Source organism: Chryseobacterium sediminis, from assembly GCF_008386505.1.
Lineage (GTDB): Bacteria > Bacteroidota > Bacteroidia > Flavobacteriales > Weeksellaceae > Chryseobacterium > Chryseobacterium sediminis.
Window position 1 is genome coordinate 2,192,670 of record NZ_VUNZ01000001.1, and the last position, 16,957, is coordinate 2,209,626.

Annotated in this window: 13 protein-coding genes; 6 read left to right on the plus strand and 7 right to left on the minus strand. The window is 37.6% G+C overall.

The window, feature by feature from the left end; translation table 11 throughout:
- Positions 1 to 190: 190 nt before the first annotated feature.
- Complete coding sequence (locus FW780_RS10005; protein ID WP_149833448.1) at positions 191 to 502, minus strand: NIL domain-containing protein; 312 nt, start codon at positions 500 to 502, stop codon at positions 191 to 193.
- Between the two features lie 158 nt (positions 503 to 660).
- Positions 661 to 1,329: a YiiX/YebB-like N1pC/P60 family cysteine hydrolase gene (locus FW780_RS10010; RefSeq protein ID WP_149833449.1), complete on the minus strand. Its 669-nt coding sequence runs from the start codon at positions 1,327 to 1,329 to the stop codon at positions 661 to 663.
- A gap of 101 nt (positions 1,330 to 1,430) precedes the next feature.
- Between FW780_RS10010 and FW780_RS10015 the strand changes: the two genes are divergently transcribed.
- Positions 1,431 to 2,135, plus strand: coding sequence for a response regulator transcription factor (locus tag FW780_RS10015; RefSeq protein WP_149833450.1), 705 nt, complete (start codon positions 1,431 to 1,433; stop codon positions 2,133 to 2,135).
- Positions 2,136 to 2,162: 27 nt separating this feature from the next.
- Positions 2,163 to 3,524, plus strand: a complete 1,362-nt coding sequence (locus FW780_RS10020; RefSeq protein WP_149833451.1) for an ATP-binding protein — start codon at positions 2,163 to 2,165, stop codon at positions 3,522 to 3,524.
- A 10-nt stretch (positions 3,525 to 3,534) separates the two neighbouring features.
- On the opposite strand, the gene FW780_RS10025 is transcribed toward FW780_RS10020, so the two are convergent.
- Positions 3,535 to 4,386, minus strand: coding sequence for an EamA family transporter (locus FW780_RS10025; RefSeq protein WP_149833452.1), 852 nt, complete (start codon positions 4,384 to 4,386; stop codon positions 3,535 to 3,537).
- A 403-nt stretch (positions 4,387 to 4,789) separates the two neighbouring features.
- Here FW780_RS10025 and FW780_RS10030 point away from each other — a divergent pair, with 403 nt between their 5' ends.
- Genes FW780_RS10030 through FW780_RS10045 form a run of 4 tightly spaced genes read left to right on the plus strand, consistent with a single transcriptional unit; the run spans position 4,790 to position 10,754 of the window.
- The gene (locus FW780_RS10030; protein WP_149833453.1) at positions 4,790 to 5,272 is read left to right on the plus strand and encodes an MgtC/SapB family protein; all 483 of its coding nucleotides are present in this window, start codon (positions 4,790 to 4,792) and stop codon (positions 5,270 to 5,272) included.
- 4 nt (positions 5,273 to 5,276) lie between these two features.
- A complete protein-coding gene (locus FW780_RS10035; RefSeq protein ID WP_149833454.1) occupies positions 5,277 to 6,377 on the plus strand; it encodes an efflux RND transporter periplasmic adaptor subunit in 1,101 nt (366 codons plus the stop codon).
- A gap of 26 nt (positions 6,378 to 6,403) precedes the next feature.
- The gene (locus FW780_RS10040) at positions 6,404 to 9,499 is read left to right on the plus strand and encodes an efflux RND transporter permease subunit (protein ID WP_149833455.1); all 3,096 of its coding nucleotides are present in this window, start codon (positions 6,404 to 6,406) and stop codon (positions 9,497 to 9,499) included.
- On the plus strand, positions 9,489 to 10,754 hold the full coding sequence (locus FW780_RS10045) for a TolC family protein (protein ID WP_149833456.1): 1,266 nt from the start codon (positions 9,489 to 9,491) through the stop codon (positions 10,752 to 10,754). The genes FW780_RS10040 and FW780_RS10045 overlap by 11 nt, the downstream gene beginning before the upstream one ends.
- Before the next feature lie 191 nt (positions 10,755 to 10,945).
- Here FW780_RS10045 and FW780_RS10050 read toward each other — a convergent pair whose 3' ends face one another.
- The 4 genes from FW780_RS10050 to FW780_RS10065 all read right to left on the minus strand — a co-directional run bounded on the left by FW780_RS10050 (position 10,946) and on the right by FW780_RS10065 (position 16,777).
- Positions 10,946 to 11,401 carry a DUF1801 domain-containing protein gene (locus FW780_RS10050; RefSeq protein ID WP_149833457.1) on the minus strand — a complete coding sequence of 152 codons (456 nt, stop codon included), beginning with the start codon at positions 11,399 to 11,401 and terminating at the stop codon, positions 10,946 to 10,948.
- Between the two features lie 24 nt (positions 11,402 to 11,425).
- The gene (locus FW780_RS10055; RefSeq protein WP_149833458.1) at positions 11,426 to 12,847 is read right to left on the minus strand and encodes a hypothetical protein; all 1,422 of its coding nucleotides are present in this window, start codon (positions 12,845 to 12,847) and stop codon (positions 11,426 to 11,428) included.
- Between the two features lie 10 nt (positions 12,848 to 12,857).
- Positions 12,858 to 14,042 (minus strand): hypothetical protein, encoded by a 1,185-nt coding sequence (locus FW780_RS10060; protein ID WP_149833459.1) that lies wholly within the window; start codon positions 14,040 to 14,042, stop codon positions 12,858 to 12,860.
- Positions 14,043 to 14,185: 143 nt separating this feature from the next.
- Positions 14,186 to 16,777 (minus strand): fibronectin type III domain-containing protein, encoded by a 2,592-nt coding sequence (locus FW780_RS10065; protein WP_149833460.1) that lies wholly within the window; start codon positions 16,775 to 16,777, stop codon positions 14,186 to 14,188.
- Between the last annotated feature and the right edge of the window lie 180 nt (positions 16,778 to 16,957).

Consider the following 16,957-nt stretch of genomic DNA (forward strand, 5'->3'; position numbering starts at 1 on the left):
GAAGGAAGAATCTTATTATCAATCAAATACATGAGATTCTTCACTACATTTCATTTCGTTCAGAATGACACTTTTGAGGCAACCTCAATTCTGTACCGATTAATTATTGTTTTTTTATATCTGCTTTTAATAAAAAGTGCCCGGTAAAAAAACCGGACACTTTGAGTAATTAAAACTATATGAATCTCACTTAAAAATACTTTCTGCAGATATACTCCACCGTTGTATTCATAAGTTTATTTTTATTCAGATAGATCTCAAGCTGCTGAAAATCTTCTGAACTGACATTTATATATAACTGTACTGAACCAAAACTATATCCGTTCACATACTCTACATTAGCGGATAACACTCTATGACAGATACCCAATTGATTGTAGATGGTATTCATTAAATGTTCAAATTTCATTTTGCCATTCAACTCTATTTCCAATAACAATTCTTTTTTAGGCAGGTTAATTGTATTTTGTAAAACCTGCAGGCCCGGATTAGGTGTAATCATCGCTAAACATTTTTTGGTTAAACTTCTAAGATCATTTTGCTCTCTGCATTTAAATCTGTGACAAAAATATAAAAAAATATTAGTCCACCAAATTAGTAGACTAATATTTTTTAAATTTTAACATAAAAAAAGAAGCCTTATCAGCTTCTCTCTGTATTTTAATAATTTCCCAGTCTTTCTAATTTATCAGAACCGGCAAGTCCATTAGGATTACAACCAGGCTCTCCTTCAGGGACTTTCAGATTTTTTTTGGTATAAAATTCTTCCCAGAATGCATTCGTTTTTCCTGTTTTGGGATCAATGAATGTCATAGGCTCCAGTTTGAAAATCTTTTCTGCCCGAAAAGCTCTTTCTACAAAATCTGAACAGTAATACGAATTTTCATCCAGAATATAATTGAAGTTGTAAGGTTTTCCAAGCATAGAATTTGCTTTTTTAACTGCTCCGGGAATTGTTTTCTGATATTCCGGTTTCAAACGATAAATGATTACCTCCTGCCCTTCTTCTTTCTGGTCTTTGATAAAATCTTTCAGATCCTGTTTCTGAGAACCACCTTTAGGGGCAGCATGCAGAACAAACATTTTACTGCCTTCTTTTTCCAGAATTCCTATGTGATCAAATGAAGCTGTTTTTTGTTTTTGAGTAACATTATTAATTGCTCCGGAAAGTCCCGACTCTTTAGCGGTTACAAAAAGCAGATCACCGTTTTTAGGCTGTACATTACCAGAATAAGCATTTTTACACTGTATTAATACTATCATCAGACAGGATAAAAGCCCAATAACAGTAAGCTTTTTAATTCTTTTTTTAATTCTAAATTCAGACATTTGATTATACTTTCAGGGCCAAAATTACAAAATAGAATTCATTACATTTGTGGGAATATTGATCTATTCTTCACACCAACCCAAACATTTCCAAGATTCTTATGCCACATATTTTATTAGTTGAAGACGATGACAGGCTTTCCAAACTGATTGCAAAAGGATTTCAGGAAGCTGAATTTGAGGTAACCGTAGCCTATGACGGAGCCACAGGTTTAAAACTGGCTTTACAGACAAATTTTGATCTGGTAGTAACAGATATTGTCCTGCCTAAAAAAAACGGCCTTGAGTTTTGTAATGAAATCAAAGTATTACAGCCTAATCTTCCTGTGATTATGCTGACTGCGCTCGGAACTACTGATGACAAACTGGAAGGTTTTGATGCTGGAGCTGATGATTATCTGACCAAACCTTTTGAAATGCGGGAGCTGACAGCAAGGATCAAAGTGCTTCTAAAGCGTTTTTCACAACAGCAACAGCAAAAAATTTCTATTCTTACCTATGAAGGCATTGAAATGAATCTGGAGCAGAAAACAGTGAGCCGCAATCATACGCCTATAAAACTGACTCCGAAAGAATTTAACCTCTTAAAATTCATGATGGAAAATTCAGAAAGGGTACTTTCCCGAAGTGAAATTGCAGAGAAAGTTTGGGAAACACATTTTGACACAGGAACCAATTTCATTGATGTATACATTAATTATCTCCGAAAGAAAATTGATAAAGGTTTTGAAGTCAAGCTAATCCACACTAAAGCTGGTATGGGATTTATTCTAAAGAAAGACTATGAATCAGGCTTTGTACAGTAATCATTGAGATGAACTAAAAATATCCGGATGAAAATAAGAACCCGACTTACGCTGCTTTTTACCTTAATCACTGCAATGCTTTTAAGTGTTTACAGCGTGTCAATCTATTATTCATCCAAAGAAGCCAGAGAGAAATCTTTTTACAGCGAACTTCAAAACGAAGCCATTGCCAAAGCAGATTTATTTTTCCGAAGCTCATTACCGGAGCAGGAAATGCACAAACTTTATAAAAACAATACCAGAACACTTAATGAAGTTCAGGTAGCAATTTATGATGTTAATAAGAAGCTCGTTTATCATGATGATGCCAAAGTAGACTATGTAAAGGAAACTCCGGAAATGCTTTCACAGATATTCCGGAAAAAGAGAATCAATTTCTTTCTAAACGATTTACAGGTAATAGGAATGGTGTATCATTATGAAGGAAAAACGTACGCAGTAACCGCAGCAGCTTATGATCAATATGGATATGAATATCTCACTCATCTTTTTACCATCAGTATTATTTCCTTCTTTAGTATTTTAATTTTAATTTATCTGGCCGGAATATTTCTTTCCAAAAAAGCATTGAGCCCACTCAGTGAAATGGTGACTCAGATTAAAAAAATTACAGCCGGGAAATTACAGTTGCGCCTGAAAACAACTAAAGAGAAAGATGAACTCAACGAGCTTGCCCAAAACTTCAACAGAATGCTGGAAAGACTTGAGAACTCTTTTGATTCTCAAAAACATTTCGTATCCAATATTTCACATGAATTGAGAACTCCTTTAGCTGCTATTATTACCGAACTGGAACTGGCTTCTGAAAAGGATAAAACCAAAGAAGAGTATCAGGAAACTATTCAATATGCACTGGAAGATGCCCGAAATATGGTAAAGCTTTCCAATAGCTTAATGGATCTCGCCAAAGCAAGCTATGATCCCAATGAAATCAGCTTTTCCGAAGTTCGCCTTGATGAAGTTCTTCTGGAATCTTACACCAAAATCATAAAAGAAAATTCAGGGTATAAAGTTTCACTGAACATCGAAGATGTAATAGAAGAACACCAGCTTATCATCCAGGGAAATGAATATCTTCTGCAGGTGGCTTTTAACAATCTTATTGACAATGCCTGTAAATATTCTCCTGAACACATGTGTTCGATAGACGTCAAAAGCAATTCCAAAATTCTTTTGATTAGTTTTACCAATAGAGGAAACATGATTCCTAATGAAGATTTGGAACATATTTTCAAACCTTTTTACAGAAGCGAAACCTCCAGACAGGAGAAAGGACACGGAATAGGCTTGTTTCTTACTGAGAAAATTATTCTCCTTCACCACGCAAAAATCACTGTGGTATCAGATGATAATGAAACTATTTTTACCGTGATATTTGATATCATTTAATTTCTCATTCTTATTCATGAGAAAGAGATTTCTTATTGAAAACCGTAGTTCCTATACTGGCTGCAATTACACAGGCAATAGAAATCCATTGTAAAAAAGATAATTCTTCAGAAAGAAAAACCAGTCCTGAAAGCGCTGCAAACGCAGGTTCCAGACTCATCAGAATACTGAAAGTTTTTGCCGGAAGTCTTTTCAAAGCCATCATTTCCAACGAAAATGGCAAAGCACTTGAAAGAATAGCAACTCCCAGCCCTTTTACAAAAATACTCGGAGTAAGATTGAAGACCGCACCATCCCATATTGTAAAAGGAATGATCACAAGACTGGCAAATATCATCCCTGTAGTTACTGCATCTTTCCCATCCATTATTTTGGAAACTTTTCCACCCATGACAATATAAACAGCCCAGAACATCCCAGCAAGAAAGGCCAGTCCAAGTCCTACCAAATCCACATGATCATTCTGCCATGGAACAATCAGCAGAATTCCCACACAGGCCAGCAATGCCCAGACAACATCCAGCAGTTTACGGGACAAAGCCAATGCAAGAAATAAAGGCCCGGCAAATTCCACTGTAACGGCCAATCCTAATGGAATTCTTTGAATTGCCATATAAAAGATAAGATTCATTGCCGCCAAACCTATACCGTATATCGCACAGTATTTCCATTTTTGTCTGTCAAACTGTAAAAATTTCGGACGATTAATCAATGTAAGCAATACAGCAGAAAGTACAATTCTTAACGTAACCGTACCAATAGCTCCGATAGCAGGAAAAAGCTGTTTTGCAATGGAAGCTCCTCCCTGTACACATATGATCGCTAACAATGTAGCGGGTATCGCTATGTTTAATTTTTTCATTTCTAAAATATATAATTCAAAAGATTTTGGAAAGAAATTTCCGGGATTAAACAAGCCTTTATTTATATGAATCAATAGTGAAATTCATCATATAAATTGCCAGCCCCAAATGTATTGAAATTTTATCTTTTACAATGGGTACAGTTTATACTTATTAATAGGACCTAATCAATAATCGTTTCTCAAGGATCATTAAAAAAGAAGGGAAATATTTTCTCTAATGATTTTCTAATAACATTCTAAAGCTTTTCTAACAGTAAAAAAAGACAGGCATTTCTACTTTTGCACAGTAAAAAATAAAGCATATGGACTCAGATCCTTACAGTAATTATCAATCTTAAAAGCTTTAGTTGTACTCACTTTTCCCGTACAGCTGAAAAGCTTTATAAAAACAGGAAAAGTTATGAATACATTTGAATTTACCCTTCGTTTACTGACCGCATTCTGTCTGGGAGCCGGTATCGGTTTTGAAAGACAGTGGCGCAAAAAAAATGCAGGGCTCAGAACCAATACTTTGGTTTGCATAGGCTCTGCAGCATTCGTATTGATTGCCATCAGAATTGGTGGCGATGCCGCCGGAAGAATCACCTCTTATATTGTGAGCGGAATTGGCTTCCTTGGTGGTGGCGTTATCATGAAAGACGGCCTTACCGTAAGAGGATTAAATACTGCAGCTACATTATGGTGTTCTGCAGCCATAGGTGCATTATGCGCTTTGGGATATCCTGTAGAAGCCCTCATCACAGTTTTCTTCATTGTCTCTACCAATATATTCCTAAGACCCTCTCTATCCTCTCAGAAAGAAGTAAGGAGCAAAAAATGGCTCAGTACCAAGAAAAATAACAAAGAAAAAGTAAAAATCAGCAATAGCACTCAATTTTATTAAGATCATGAAAAAGATAATCTTAAGCAGCAGTATTCTCTTTGCAATCTCGTGTAAAGACAATATACCTCAGCAAAACAAAGAACCGGAAGTAATCTTAAAAGGCAATCTGGTAACCGTCCCGGAAAGCAGTCCTATTTTCAAAAAAATTAAAACGCAGATTGTTACCGAACAGGAACACAGTGATGGTGTAATTTCAGCAGGAACTATTCAGGCAATTCCAAATCATTATGCCGAAATTGCCAGTCCATTTTCCGGAAGAATTACCAGATCATTTATTCAGTTGGGACAACATATTTCTGCCGGAAGTCCTCTTTTTGAAATCCTTTCATCAGATTATTTTTCGGTTCAAAAGGATTATACAGATGCTCTGAATGATGTACAGTTAGCCGAAAAAAATTACAGACGCCAGCAGGATCTTGTCAAGCACGGAGTAGGTATCCAAAAAGAACTGGACGAAGCGGAAACCGATTTTAAAAATAAAAAAACTTCACTTTCCAATGCTTCTTCTGCCTTAAAAGTATATAACAGCAAAGGTGGGGGAATTGGTAGTCCTTTAATTGTAAGAGCCCCCATCAGCGGAGAAATTATTTCCAACAAAATTGTAAACGGCCAATATCTGAAAGGAGATGCCGATCCGGTAATGATCATTGCAGAACTATCCAAAGTATGGATTTCCGGTGATGTTAAAGAAAAAGATATCCGGTTTGTGAATACCGGAGATCAGGTTTCTGTAAAAATAGGCGCATATCCTGACAAGAGTATTACCGGAAAAGTATATCACATCAATGAAATTGTAGATGAAGATACCCGAAGTATAAAAGTTCTTATTGAATGTGATAATCCGGACAGAAAACTAAAGCCCGGAATGTATGCTACAGTTACCTTCTCCACTACTCCTGAAAAAGCAGTGATGATTCCCGTTACCGCTTTGATGCAGCAGGACAGCTCCCAGTATGTCTGGATTAAAACAAGCAAGAACCAATTTATTAAGCGTTCAGTGACAACAGGGGAAACTGATCAGAAAACCGTAAGAATTACAGCGGGCTTAAAATCCGGAGAAACCATCATGACTGAAGGAGGAATTTATATGCTGGATGCGAAATAGTGCGAAATGATGCAAAATCAACAATTATGAAGAAATTACTTACAATCTCTATACAGAAGAGATGGCTGATGCTTGCCCTCTTCCTTTTACTGGGATTCTTCGGGTATTATTCCTGGACCAGATTATCGATAGAAGCCTATCCTGATATTGCGGATGTCACCTCTCAGGTAGTTACACAGGTTCCGGGGCTGGCTGCTGAAGAAGTAGAACAGCAGATTACAATCCCATTGGAAAGATCTCTTAACGGACTTCCGGGAATGCATGTGATGCGAAGCAAAAGCACCTTCGGACTTTCTATTATTACCATAGTTTTCGATGACGGAATAGATGATTACTGGGCAAGACAGCGTATTCAGGAAAGGCTGACTGATGTAACACTTCCTTATGGGGCACAGCCAGGGCTGGATCCTCTTACTTCTCCTATTGGCGAAGTCTACCGTTATATTATCGAAAGTAATAACCACAGTCTGCGGGAATTGACAGATTTGCAAAACTTTGTAATCATTCCCCGTATCAAACAGGTTTCAGGAATTGCGGATGTTACCAACTTTGGAGGCATTACTACCCAGTTTCAGATTGAGCTGGATCCTCATAAACTTGAGCAGTATGCCCTTTCCTTATCAGAAGTTACGGAAACCATTTCCAAAAACAATATGAGCGCCGGAGGGAGTATGCTTCCCCGGGGAAATCTGGCTTATGTAATCCGGGGAATAGGTTTGGTTAAAGATTTAAATGACCTCGGAAAAATTGTAGTCAAAACCCAAAATGGTGTTCCTGTTTTTTTAAATGACGTAGGAACACTGAAATACGGAAATCTGGAAAGAAAAGGAATTCTTGGCTATTCTGACAGAAAACGGAATTATTCTGAAAGCGTAGAAGGAATTGTTCTTTTGTTAAGAGGCCAAAATCCTTCACAAGTACTAGACGGAGTTCATGAAGCAATTGATGAACTGAATAACGAAACTCTTCCTCCCGGCGTAAAAATCCATCCTTTCCTGGACAGAACAGACCTTGTAAAAACAACGCTTACTACAGTTTCTCATACCCTTACCGAAGGAATTGTATTGGTTATTATCGTACTGATTGTATTTCTTGGAAGCTGGAGAGGAGCATTACTCGTAGCCATTACCATTCCGCTTTCGTTATTATTTGCTTTTATATTAATGCATTTTACCAATATTCCAGCCAATCTTCTTTCACTGGGAGCCATTGATTTTGGAATTATTGTAGACGGAGCCATTGTCATGTTGGAAACCATTTTGAGGAAAAGAGAAGAAAACCCGGAAGAAGCACTGGAAGAAAAATCAATTACCCAAAAAGTGATTGAAGTAGCAAAGCCTATTTTCTTTTCAACGATTATTATCATCACTGCCTATCTGCCATTATTCGCTTTTGAAAGAGTAGAGAAAAAACTGTTTACTCCCATGGCTTTTACTGTAGGATATGCTTTATTGGGAGCCCTTGCCGTTGCATTGCTTCTGATCCCCGGATTAGCTTACGTAATTTATCGAAAGCCACAGAAGATCTATCATAACAAATGGCTTGAAAAAATAAGTACAGCCTATGGAAAAAGCATTGAAAAAATAATGCAGACTCCTAAAAAAGTTATTTTACCTGTCACCATTGTTTTAATATCTGCCGGAATTCTATCCTATACCGTAGGAAAAGACTTCCTCCCTGAGCTGGATGAAGGTTCTATTTGGTTACAGGTACAGCTGCCTCCCGGAATTTCTTTAGCCAAATCAAAAGAAATGAGTGATACATTGCGTGCCCGCACCTTAAAACATCCTGAGATTACTTATATGATGATTCAGGCAGGACGTAATGATGATGGCACCGACCCGTGGACAGCCTCCCACTTTGAAGTCTCCATTGGAATAAAACCTTACAGCGAATGGCCTGCAGGAAAAACAAAAGCAGATCTCATCAAGGAACTTGCGGCAGATTATAAAAACATGCCGGGATTCACCGTAGGATTTTCACAACCTATGATTGACGGGGTAATGGATAAAATCTCCGGAGCGCATAGCGAACTTGTTGTAAAAGTATATGGAGAAGATTTTAAGGAAACCAGACGTATTGCAGAAAATGTATTATCAACTTTAAATACAATTCCGGGTTCAGCAGATCTTGCCATTGATCAGGAGCCACCGTTACCTCAACTGCAGATTATTGCCGACAGAGACAAAATTGCTCAGTATGGACTGAATGTAGCAGATGTAGCCGATCTTATTGAAGTTGCATTAGGAGGAAAAGCTATTTCTCAGATTTTTATCGGTAATAAGGTATATGATATTTCGTGCCGTTATACCGAAGACAGCCGTGATACTCCGGATAAAATCGGAAACCTGATGCTTACCTCAGCTTCGGGAGCAAAAATTCCGCTGTCTCAGGTGGCAGAAGTAAAATTAAGCACCGGTGAAAGTACCATTACCAGAGAAATGAACAAGCGCCATCTTACCGTAAAACTGAATTTAAGAGGGACTGATCTTTCTTCTTTCCTGAAAAAAGCACAGGATAAAATTGAAAAAGAGATCAGATACGATCATGAAAAATACCAGATCAAATGGGGAGGGCAGTTTGAAAATCAAAACAGGGCTTATTCCAGACTGGCATTTATAGTTCCGTTGGCATTGGCTATTATGTTTTTGTTGCTGTATGGTGCATTTGGAGATTTCAGGCAGGCTTTGGTACTGATGTCTATTGTTCCACTCGCTTTATTTGGAGGAATGCTGGCACTCAATATCAGGGGAATGTCTCTGAATGTATCTTCTGCCGTAGGATTCATTGCACTCTTCGGAGTTGCCATCCAGAACGGAGTCATTATGATTTCTCACATCAACGATTTGCGTAAGAAAGGATATGATTTGAAACAGGCCGCCATCAAAGGAGCAAGAGACCGTTTCAGACCTGTATTAATGACAGCAACCGTTGCAGTCATCGGATTATTCCCGGCTTCATTGGCTACAGGAATTGGATCAGATGTACAGCGGCCACTGGCAACAGTAATTGTCTACGGGTTGATGTTCTCCACTATTTTAACCCTATTCGTACTGCCGGCTATTTATTTTATGGCTGAACGCCGCAACGAAAAACAAAATTTAGAATCAGATGAAAATTAAAGTTCATGTTATCATATTATGCGTAATGGTATTTAGCATTACAGGTATCAAGGCGCAGGAAAAAGAGCTTTTACAGTTTGAAGAGTACCTGAGTCTTGTTGGAAACAAAAATCTTGGTTATGCTTCCCAGAAATACAATGTAAGCATGGCTGAAGCTGCTATTCAGACTGCCAATATGTTTCCCGATCCTCAGCTGGAAATGGAAACTACCAATAACGGAGTGAATCAGAATATGGGATATGTGTATGGTACATCGCTCGGCTGGACCCTTGAATTGGGAGGCAAAAGAAAAGCTAGAGTAAATTTGGCCAAAAACCAAGCTGAACTGAGCAAAATACAATTGCAGGATTTTTTCAGAAACCTTCGGGCAGATGCAAGTTTAGGGTATATTGATGCTTTAAAATCCAAAGCTTTGCTTGAAGTACAGCAGGATTCTTACAAAAACATGCAGCAACTGGCAAAATCCGACAGTATCCGCTACAAACTAGGAACGATATCACTGGTCACATCCAAACAAAGTAAGCTGGAAGCTGCATCTTTACTGAATGAGGTTTATCAGGCTGAAAGTGCAGAGCAGCAGGCGATCACCGGTTTATCTGTATTTCTTGGAGACAGTAAAATTACAGACAGAAATGTTGCCGGAGATTTTAATGCCTTTAACAGGGACTTTAGTATTGATGATCTGATTCTTCAGGCATTGAATGAAAGAGCAGATTTATTGGTAGCCAGACAAAATACCGAGGTTGCCAAAAGTCAGATTACTCTGGAGAAAGCTAATCGTGTTATAGATTTAGGGATCAGTGCCGGAGCAGAACGGCATACTGAAGCAACCAATGAAATTGCTCCTTCTCCCACCGTAAATGCTGTAAAAATGGGAATTAGTATTCCCTTGAAATTTTCAAACAGAAGAAATGCAGGATTGAAAATAGCAGAAATGGCACATTCACAGGCAGAAGTTGAATACAAATATATTGAGCAAGGGATAAAAGCTGAAGTAATGCAGGCTTATCAACAATATACTGCAACTCAGAGACAGCTCAAACAATTTCATAATGGGATGCTTTCTGAGGCACAAAGTATTCTGGAAGGAATTACCTACAGCTATAAAAGAGGAGAAAGCTCTATCCTTGAAGTTCTGAATGCCCAGAGAACGTATAACAATGTAAGAAAAGAGTATTACCAGGCTCTCGCAGATAATGCAGCTGCTTTGATTGAGCTTGAACGAAAAGCGGGAATTTGGGACATTCATTTTTAAGCAGGAAGAAGGAAGCTGGAGGAGGGAAGTTTCTGAAGGACGATGAATAAATACACACCATTCAATTAACTTTTTAGTGCAAAAAAAATATACCATCAAACGATAATCAGTGATTCTAAAAACACAAATATTACTTCCAGCTTCCAGTATAAAAAAAGCCCTGAAATCAAATAGATTTCAGGGCTTTTTTTTTATCTTTTATACTGAGATTCATAAATTCCGATCCAGTCTTCGGGAGTCATTTTCTGACTCAGTTCGGCAATCAGTTCAAAAGGAATATCATCCACTTTTTTGAAACGGATACAGGATTTCCCCATGTCCAGTTTCTTTTTGGAATGTTTTGGATATTCTCCTACGAACCAATCCAGAAGCTCCGGTTTTGAATACAGTCCCATATGATAGAGTGCTATAAAATTCTTCTGGGAAGCCAGATTAACAAACGGCAGAGGTGTTCCGGGCGCACAGTGATATCCGGCAGGAAATGTTGTCAGAGGAACTACCCAACCTATCATCCCATAATTCGTAGCTTCTTCAAACCCTTTCGGAAGGTTGTCATTCACCGTATCAAAAAGTTTTTTAAAAGCTTCCTGTCTGTCTTCAGGAATCTTTGAGATATAATCTTCTATGGAAACTGACTGAATCTGCATATTTTAATTTTTTCTAAAATACGATTATTTTATAAAATTGTACACATTGAACATCTGAACATCTTTGCTGCTCTTCTGAAGGAACATCATTTTGTTCACATTCGGAACATACTGGATCATATTTCCGTCTGCAAAGCCATAGTTTTGAAAGAAATTTCTTCCTTTATAATCAAGACTTACCTCCTGAGGTTTCAGATTAGCAAAATCAAAAACTTTCATAGAAAATCCTGTGTTCCCGAATGCTCCTTTAGGATAGAATGCAGAAATATAAAGCTTATCTCCGGCTTCAACAACATGAATTCTCTTCCCTGTGGAAGTTCCGGCAGCCACAAATTGCTTTACTTCTCCTTCTTTATTGAATTTCATCAGCATTCCGGCATCCAATGAATATACAGGATCAGGAAAACGATTCATTGTTGTAGGCATCGGACGTGTAACCGTTTCCTGCTGAACGGCCATTAAAACCTCATCTCCTTTTACAATTGTTTTGATTACCTTCACATCATTCATGTCTTTGCTTCCGGCTAAATTGGTATTGCTGATGACCGCTTTTCCAGATTTCATGTCATAATACATTACCGTTCCGAAAGTGCTTGCTCCAATAGTAACCGCAGCATTTTTTCTACCAAAAGTTACCAGATAATCATTGTCGTTTTTACTGAATGCGTATAATTTTTCTGGAATATATTTATCATCGAACGGAAGATCTTTATCCTCAGTGTTGGAAACCAATTCCAGCTTATAGGATTCCTTCCATCCTGCAGCTTTACGAAGGACAACTATTTTTGCTGAGTTTGTCAATGTCAAAGACTTTTCAACATAATCATTACTCAATGTAATTTCTTTGTTCCAAACCGGAGAAAGTGTTCTAAGGTCCATTACCAGAACATCATTCACATTATCCGTTTTTTTATTGGCAAATCTGTCATTGAAAATAGCTGCATATTTCCCGTTTTCTGAAAAAAGCACGTAAGTAGTTCCTGATCTGTTGGTAGATTCAATACTGTATTTTGCAATACTTTTTGTTGTAAAAGCACCGTCCTTTCTACTGAAAACATGTTGAAAAACCTCCTTTCTGTTTTCTTTTCCGAAATACTCTTCCGTAAATGCTATAAATTTATCATCATCAATCTGCTGTGATCCCAGATAATTGTGAAGAACACCATTTGTTTTGTTAGCATAATCTTTAACATAAGTATCCACAAGACTTCCGTTCTGATCCAGTTTTCTCATTAGTAGTTTCTTGTGAGGAAAAGTATTTCTCATCAAGCCGTCAATATTGATTGCACTGAACATATAAGAATTGTAGTCATCTGCCAATACCAGTTTATCATCCGTTTCAAGATTGGCATCCACCGTGAATTTTGTTCCTTCAGTCACTTTCGTCTGTGCATAAGAGTACACAGAAGCTGTAATTAATGCCGAAGCAATAATCTGTTTAATCATATAGTTTTCTTTAGTTATTATAAATTTTTTCTTCTAATCTTTTCAGTTCAAGATTGGCATCGTAGGATAGTTTAATATCTACTAAATGTTCCTGTAGCTCATTTAAATATTTCTCTGCTTCCTGGTAATTCCCTAAAGCGATATTCAATCTGATCAGGTTAAAATAAAGATACTCCCCGATCTTCTGATTGTAAACAGCTTTCTTATCGCTGTAATTTACTTTTGTCAAAGCCGTTTTCCAGAGATCAATTCCTTTCTGCATATTTTCCATCGCTATTTTGTTCGGAGCATAATCTGACTTTGCCTGAAGTTTTTTCAGATTGGTTGTAACATAGATATATGCTTTTTCCAACTCATCATATTCCCCTTTGTTCTTTACAGTCGCCAGAGTTACTGTAGAGTTGATGGTTTGATACCCGAAATTCTCATTGATAATATTCCTTGTACGGTCCATCGTTCTCTGGAGATATCTTTTTTCCTGCGCATTCAAATTAATTTCATTGGTTGGAACGCTTGCTATTTCCGCGAAATCTGAAAAATAAGTCTTATCCAGTTTTACAGTTCCTCCTTGTTTCGCAATAATCCTTGTAGGTTGATTGGCAAAAGTTTTCCCCTGATTATCCTGAAAATTTGTCCGTTCCATTTCAATCACAATATCCAGATAATTTCCGCCTTTGGAAAATCCTGTCACATCCATTTGGGAAGCCAGAATCTTATTATCCACAATTAAGGCATCTCTCAGATCAGGCTGCTGATACACCGGAACCGGAGGGATGTTAAGGATAGGTCTTGAAGGTAATCTCAACGTAGGAGCGCCATTGGTTGCTGCAATTTTTTCAACTGCAGATAGTTTGCTGTATTCTGCAGATTCAAGTTTGTACTTTTCCTGAAGTTTTTTCACTTCAGCATCATAATCCTTCAATCTTTCCCCGTGTTCGTACTTGGCATTTTCAACATTTGCCTGATAATTATCCACCTTTTTCTGATGGTCTTCTTTTGAAAGTCTTATAACATCATCTTTTGTAATATTATAAGGAGATTTTACCGTAATTGTATAGTTTCTGCTGGACAGGTCTGTAGGGAAAACCGGTTCTTTCAAAAGCTGAAAACTGATTGTTTCTTTATCAATTCGTTGAGCCTGTGAAAACTCGGAATAAAATAATGGTATTAAAAAAAGTAGTTTAAATTTATTCATGGATGTTATAGTTTTCGGTGCAAATGTATAATAATTTCATCAACATTTTTTAAGAATAATCTGTCCAGTTATTATGTCACGGATCATAAAAAAGGCAGCCACACGAATGCAGCTGCCTACAGAAATTATTAACTCAAAAAATTTTATTTTTTAATGGCTTTTACTGTTGATTTTGAACCATCTTTAAAGTTCATTGTCACTAAGTAAAGACCAGCATTCAATTCTCCTAACTGAAGTTCAGTAGTTGGATTATCAATAGTTTTCACTACTCTTCCTGCTACATCTGTAACTGTTACAGATTTAACATCTTTGATATTCGCAACATGCAGAACGTCTTTGAAAGGATTAGGATATACATTTACTTCTTTTTTCTTAACAGATGTTTCAGCAGTGGCTAAATTAGACTGTGTAAGAGAAAAATCATCAAATCCCATATAATAAGGATCAGTTGTTGTATTCAAAGCTTTAATAGCAAATGAATAATCGCCAGTAGATGTTGGGGTATATGAAACAGTAACTTTAGTATAACTAGTACTATTCCCTCCACCTGCTGCTGTTTGATCAGCTGTAATAAATGTTGTTAAGCTAGTTGCTCCGGTAGCTGTTTGTCCGTTGTTTACCAATACTTCATTCTGCCAGCCTGAATAGCCATCTCCTACCCAATAGAATGAGAAATCATATGAATTTCCTGCAGTTAAAGTAAATGTAGGAGTCCATAAATAAGCAGCATTGCTGTATGGATAATAGATTGTCAAATAATTAGGAGCAGATTTAGGATCATTATAAGCTTGTTGGGAAGCATTTGCTGACGTAAAGTTATAGGTAGATGAACTTCCTCCCGGAGTCTGTTTCCAGCAATTCGGAACAATTGCAGAACCTATTGTTGCCATTGCGTCAAAATTTTCACTCCAAGGCAATGTAGTTATCGGAACACAAAGAGTTGTAAATGATGTAGAAGTACTCCAGATACTCTTATCAGATGCGCTACAGCTAGATCTAACCCATGTATAATAGGTTGTAGATGGCAACAGCCCACTTACCGGTGCAGATGCTGTTGTAGAAGTTACAGAGTTGGTAGCGTTTAATACAGTAGATGCATCCGGTGCCGTATTGCTTGTGCTGTAATAAACTTCATATCCGCCTGCAGGAACTGGAGATGGTTCCGTCCAACCGATTGTTGCTGAGTTTGCTGCTACGTTTGATGAGGTAACTGCAGTTGGCTCAAAACAAGAAGGAATATTCTGAACCGTAATATTATCAATATAAATAGAACGTGAAGAACCTCCTAAACCATGTTTAAATGCTAATTGTAAATCAGACCCCACAGGAATGTTAACCGTATATTGGGTGTGAGTAGTTGTTAAAGCAATAGGAGAACCAATTGGTGTAAATGAAGCAGGATCCGTAGGGTTTGATAATGTTCCTACTAATAATGTATAATTACTTCCTCCGGCTTTTGCATAGAATCTTACACGTTTAGTACCATCTGAAAGGTTTACAGTAGGAGGAGCAACTAACATTTGACTGCCCGTAGTAGCACTTGAGTTAGTCATATAATAAGCATTCGGAGCCGAATAGTTATTGGATGTCGTTACATATCCATACCCTGCAAATGATGCACTTTCCAGATATGCCCAACAACTTGGTGCATTCGTATTGGTGCTTGAACCTGTACTTGTTGTATCAAAGTTTTCAGTATATGGAACAGTGAAAGTAGAACAAGCTGTTTTAAATGTCCCTGCAAAAGACCATACACTCTGACCGGTTGCAGTGTTACAGTTGGATCTTACCCAATAATAATATGTTGTATTGGAGTTAAGCCCTCCGATGGTTGTACTTGTCCCTGTTACTCCCGGATAAGTAGGTGTTACTGAACTTGCAGGAGTGGTATTGGAAGTACTGTGATACACATCATAACTGGCAGCACTACCTGTCCATGAAACTAATGCAGAATTAGCTGTGATTCCTGAGACCGCCTGCAATACAGGAGGCATACAATCCGAATAAGCGTCTGCTGAAAAAGCAAAGATATTTGGTATCCCTGAACCACTTGCTTTGGTAACCGTTACACTTTGTATCAGCTTTGCCTGGTTCGCTGCATCAATTGCCAGTTCAACTTGATATAATCTTGGGTTCGTTCCGCCTTCAGGAGAAGGAACATCATCACCAGCACCAGGAGTTGCCCCAGGTTTTTTAATCCTTCCTATTCCCTGGATGGCAAAATTAGATCCATTATACCAGTCTGCAAGGCTGATGCTTGAAAATGTCTGCGAACTGCCATCTGTAAAGTTTACCACTGCATTTACTGTAGAAGTACCACTTCCACTTACAGCAAGCATGTACAGTTTGGTTACTGCTTTTGGTGTTGTAAATGCCAAAGTTCCGACATCACTGATTGCAGCCAGTCTTAAAGAATTATTTGCATTTAAACTTGCCAGCTGAAAACTCAGTCCAGGAGTTGTTGCCACTACAGAATTAATAACCCCGTCAACAGGAATACCATACGTAATAGCAGCACTTGTGGATGTCAGCTGAAAATCTTTAGCTACAAAAGCGTAAGAAACTCCGTCTACGTCATTGTTTGTAGTAATTGTTGAGGAACCTATCCCGTTTGCAATCACATCAGCTGTAAAGCCTGAAGAAACCGGCATAGTTTGATAATTTTGAGCCATTAGTACACTGGCTGAAAAGAGAGCGATAGCGGGTACCACTCTAGAAAATAAATTTATTGCCATTTTAATCACATTTGAGGCGAAATTTAGTAAAAATATCAATACGAAAATATTATTCTTAAAAAAATCTTAACCTTTATTTAAAATACATGAAAAATTAATATTAACAATCATTAAAATAAGCAGATTTAAAAGACAACATAAAGATTAATGAAACACCTTCTTGTTGACTCATAATTTTAT

What these genes read in the sequence shown, in the direction of transcription:
- FW780_RS10005 (WP_149833448.1), bottom strand. Translation starts at nt 502, where the DNA reads ATGATTACACCTAATCCGGGCCTGCAGGTTTTACAAAATACAATTAAC.
- FW780_RS10010 (WP_149833449.1), bottom strand. Translation starts at nt 1,329, where the DNA reads ATGTCTGAATTTAGAATTAAAAAAAGAATTAAAAAGCTTACTGTTATT.
- FW780_RS10015 (WP_149833450.1), top strand. Translation starts at nt 1,431, where the DNA reads ATGCCACATATTTTATTAGTTGAAGACGATGACAGGCTTTCCAAACTG.
- FW780_RS10020 (WP_149833451.1), top strand. Translation starts at nt 2,163, where the DNA reads ATGAAAATAAGAACCCGACTTACGCTGCTTTTTACCTTAATCACTGCA.
- FW780_RS10025 (WP_149833452.1), bottom strand. Translation starts at nt 4,386, where the DNA reads ATGAAAAAATTAAACATAGCGATACCCGCTACATTGTTAGCGATCATA.
- FW780_RS10030 (WP_149833453.1), top strand. Translation starts at nt 4,790, where the DNA reads ATGAATACATTTGAATTTACCCTTCGTTTACTGACCGCATTCTGTCTG.
- FW780_RS10035 (WP_149833454.1), top strand. Translation starts at nt 5,277, where the DNA reads ATGAAAAAGATAATCTTAAGCAGCAGTATTCTCTTTGCAATCTCGTGT.
- FW780_RS10040 (WP_149833455.1), top strand. Translation starts at nt 6,404, where the DNA reads ATGAAGAAATTACTTACAATCTCTATACAGAAGAGATGGCTGATGCTT.
- FW780_RS10045 (WP_149833456.1), top strand. Translation starts at nt 9,489, where the DNA reads ATGAAAATTAAAGTTCATGTTATCATATTATGCGTAATGGTATTTAGC.
- FW780_RS10050 (WP_149833457.1), bottom strand. Translation starts at nt 11,401, where the DNA reads ATGCAGATTCAGTCAGTTTCCATAGAAGATTATATCTCAAAGATTCCT.
- FW780_RS10055 (WP_149833458.1), bottom strand. Translation starts at nt 12,847, where the DNA reads ATGATTAAACAGATTATTGCTTCGGCATTAATTACAGCTTCTGTGTAC.
- FW780_RS10060 (WP_149833459.1), bottom strand. Translation starts at nt 14,042, where the DNA reads ATGAATAAATTTAAACTACTTTTTTTAATACCATTATTTTATTCCGAG.
- FW780_RS10065 (WP_149833460.1), bottom strand. Translation starts at nt 16,777, where the DNA reads ATGGCAATAAATTTATTTTCTAGAGTGGTACCCGCTATCGCTCTCTTT.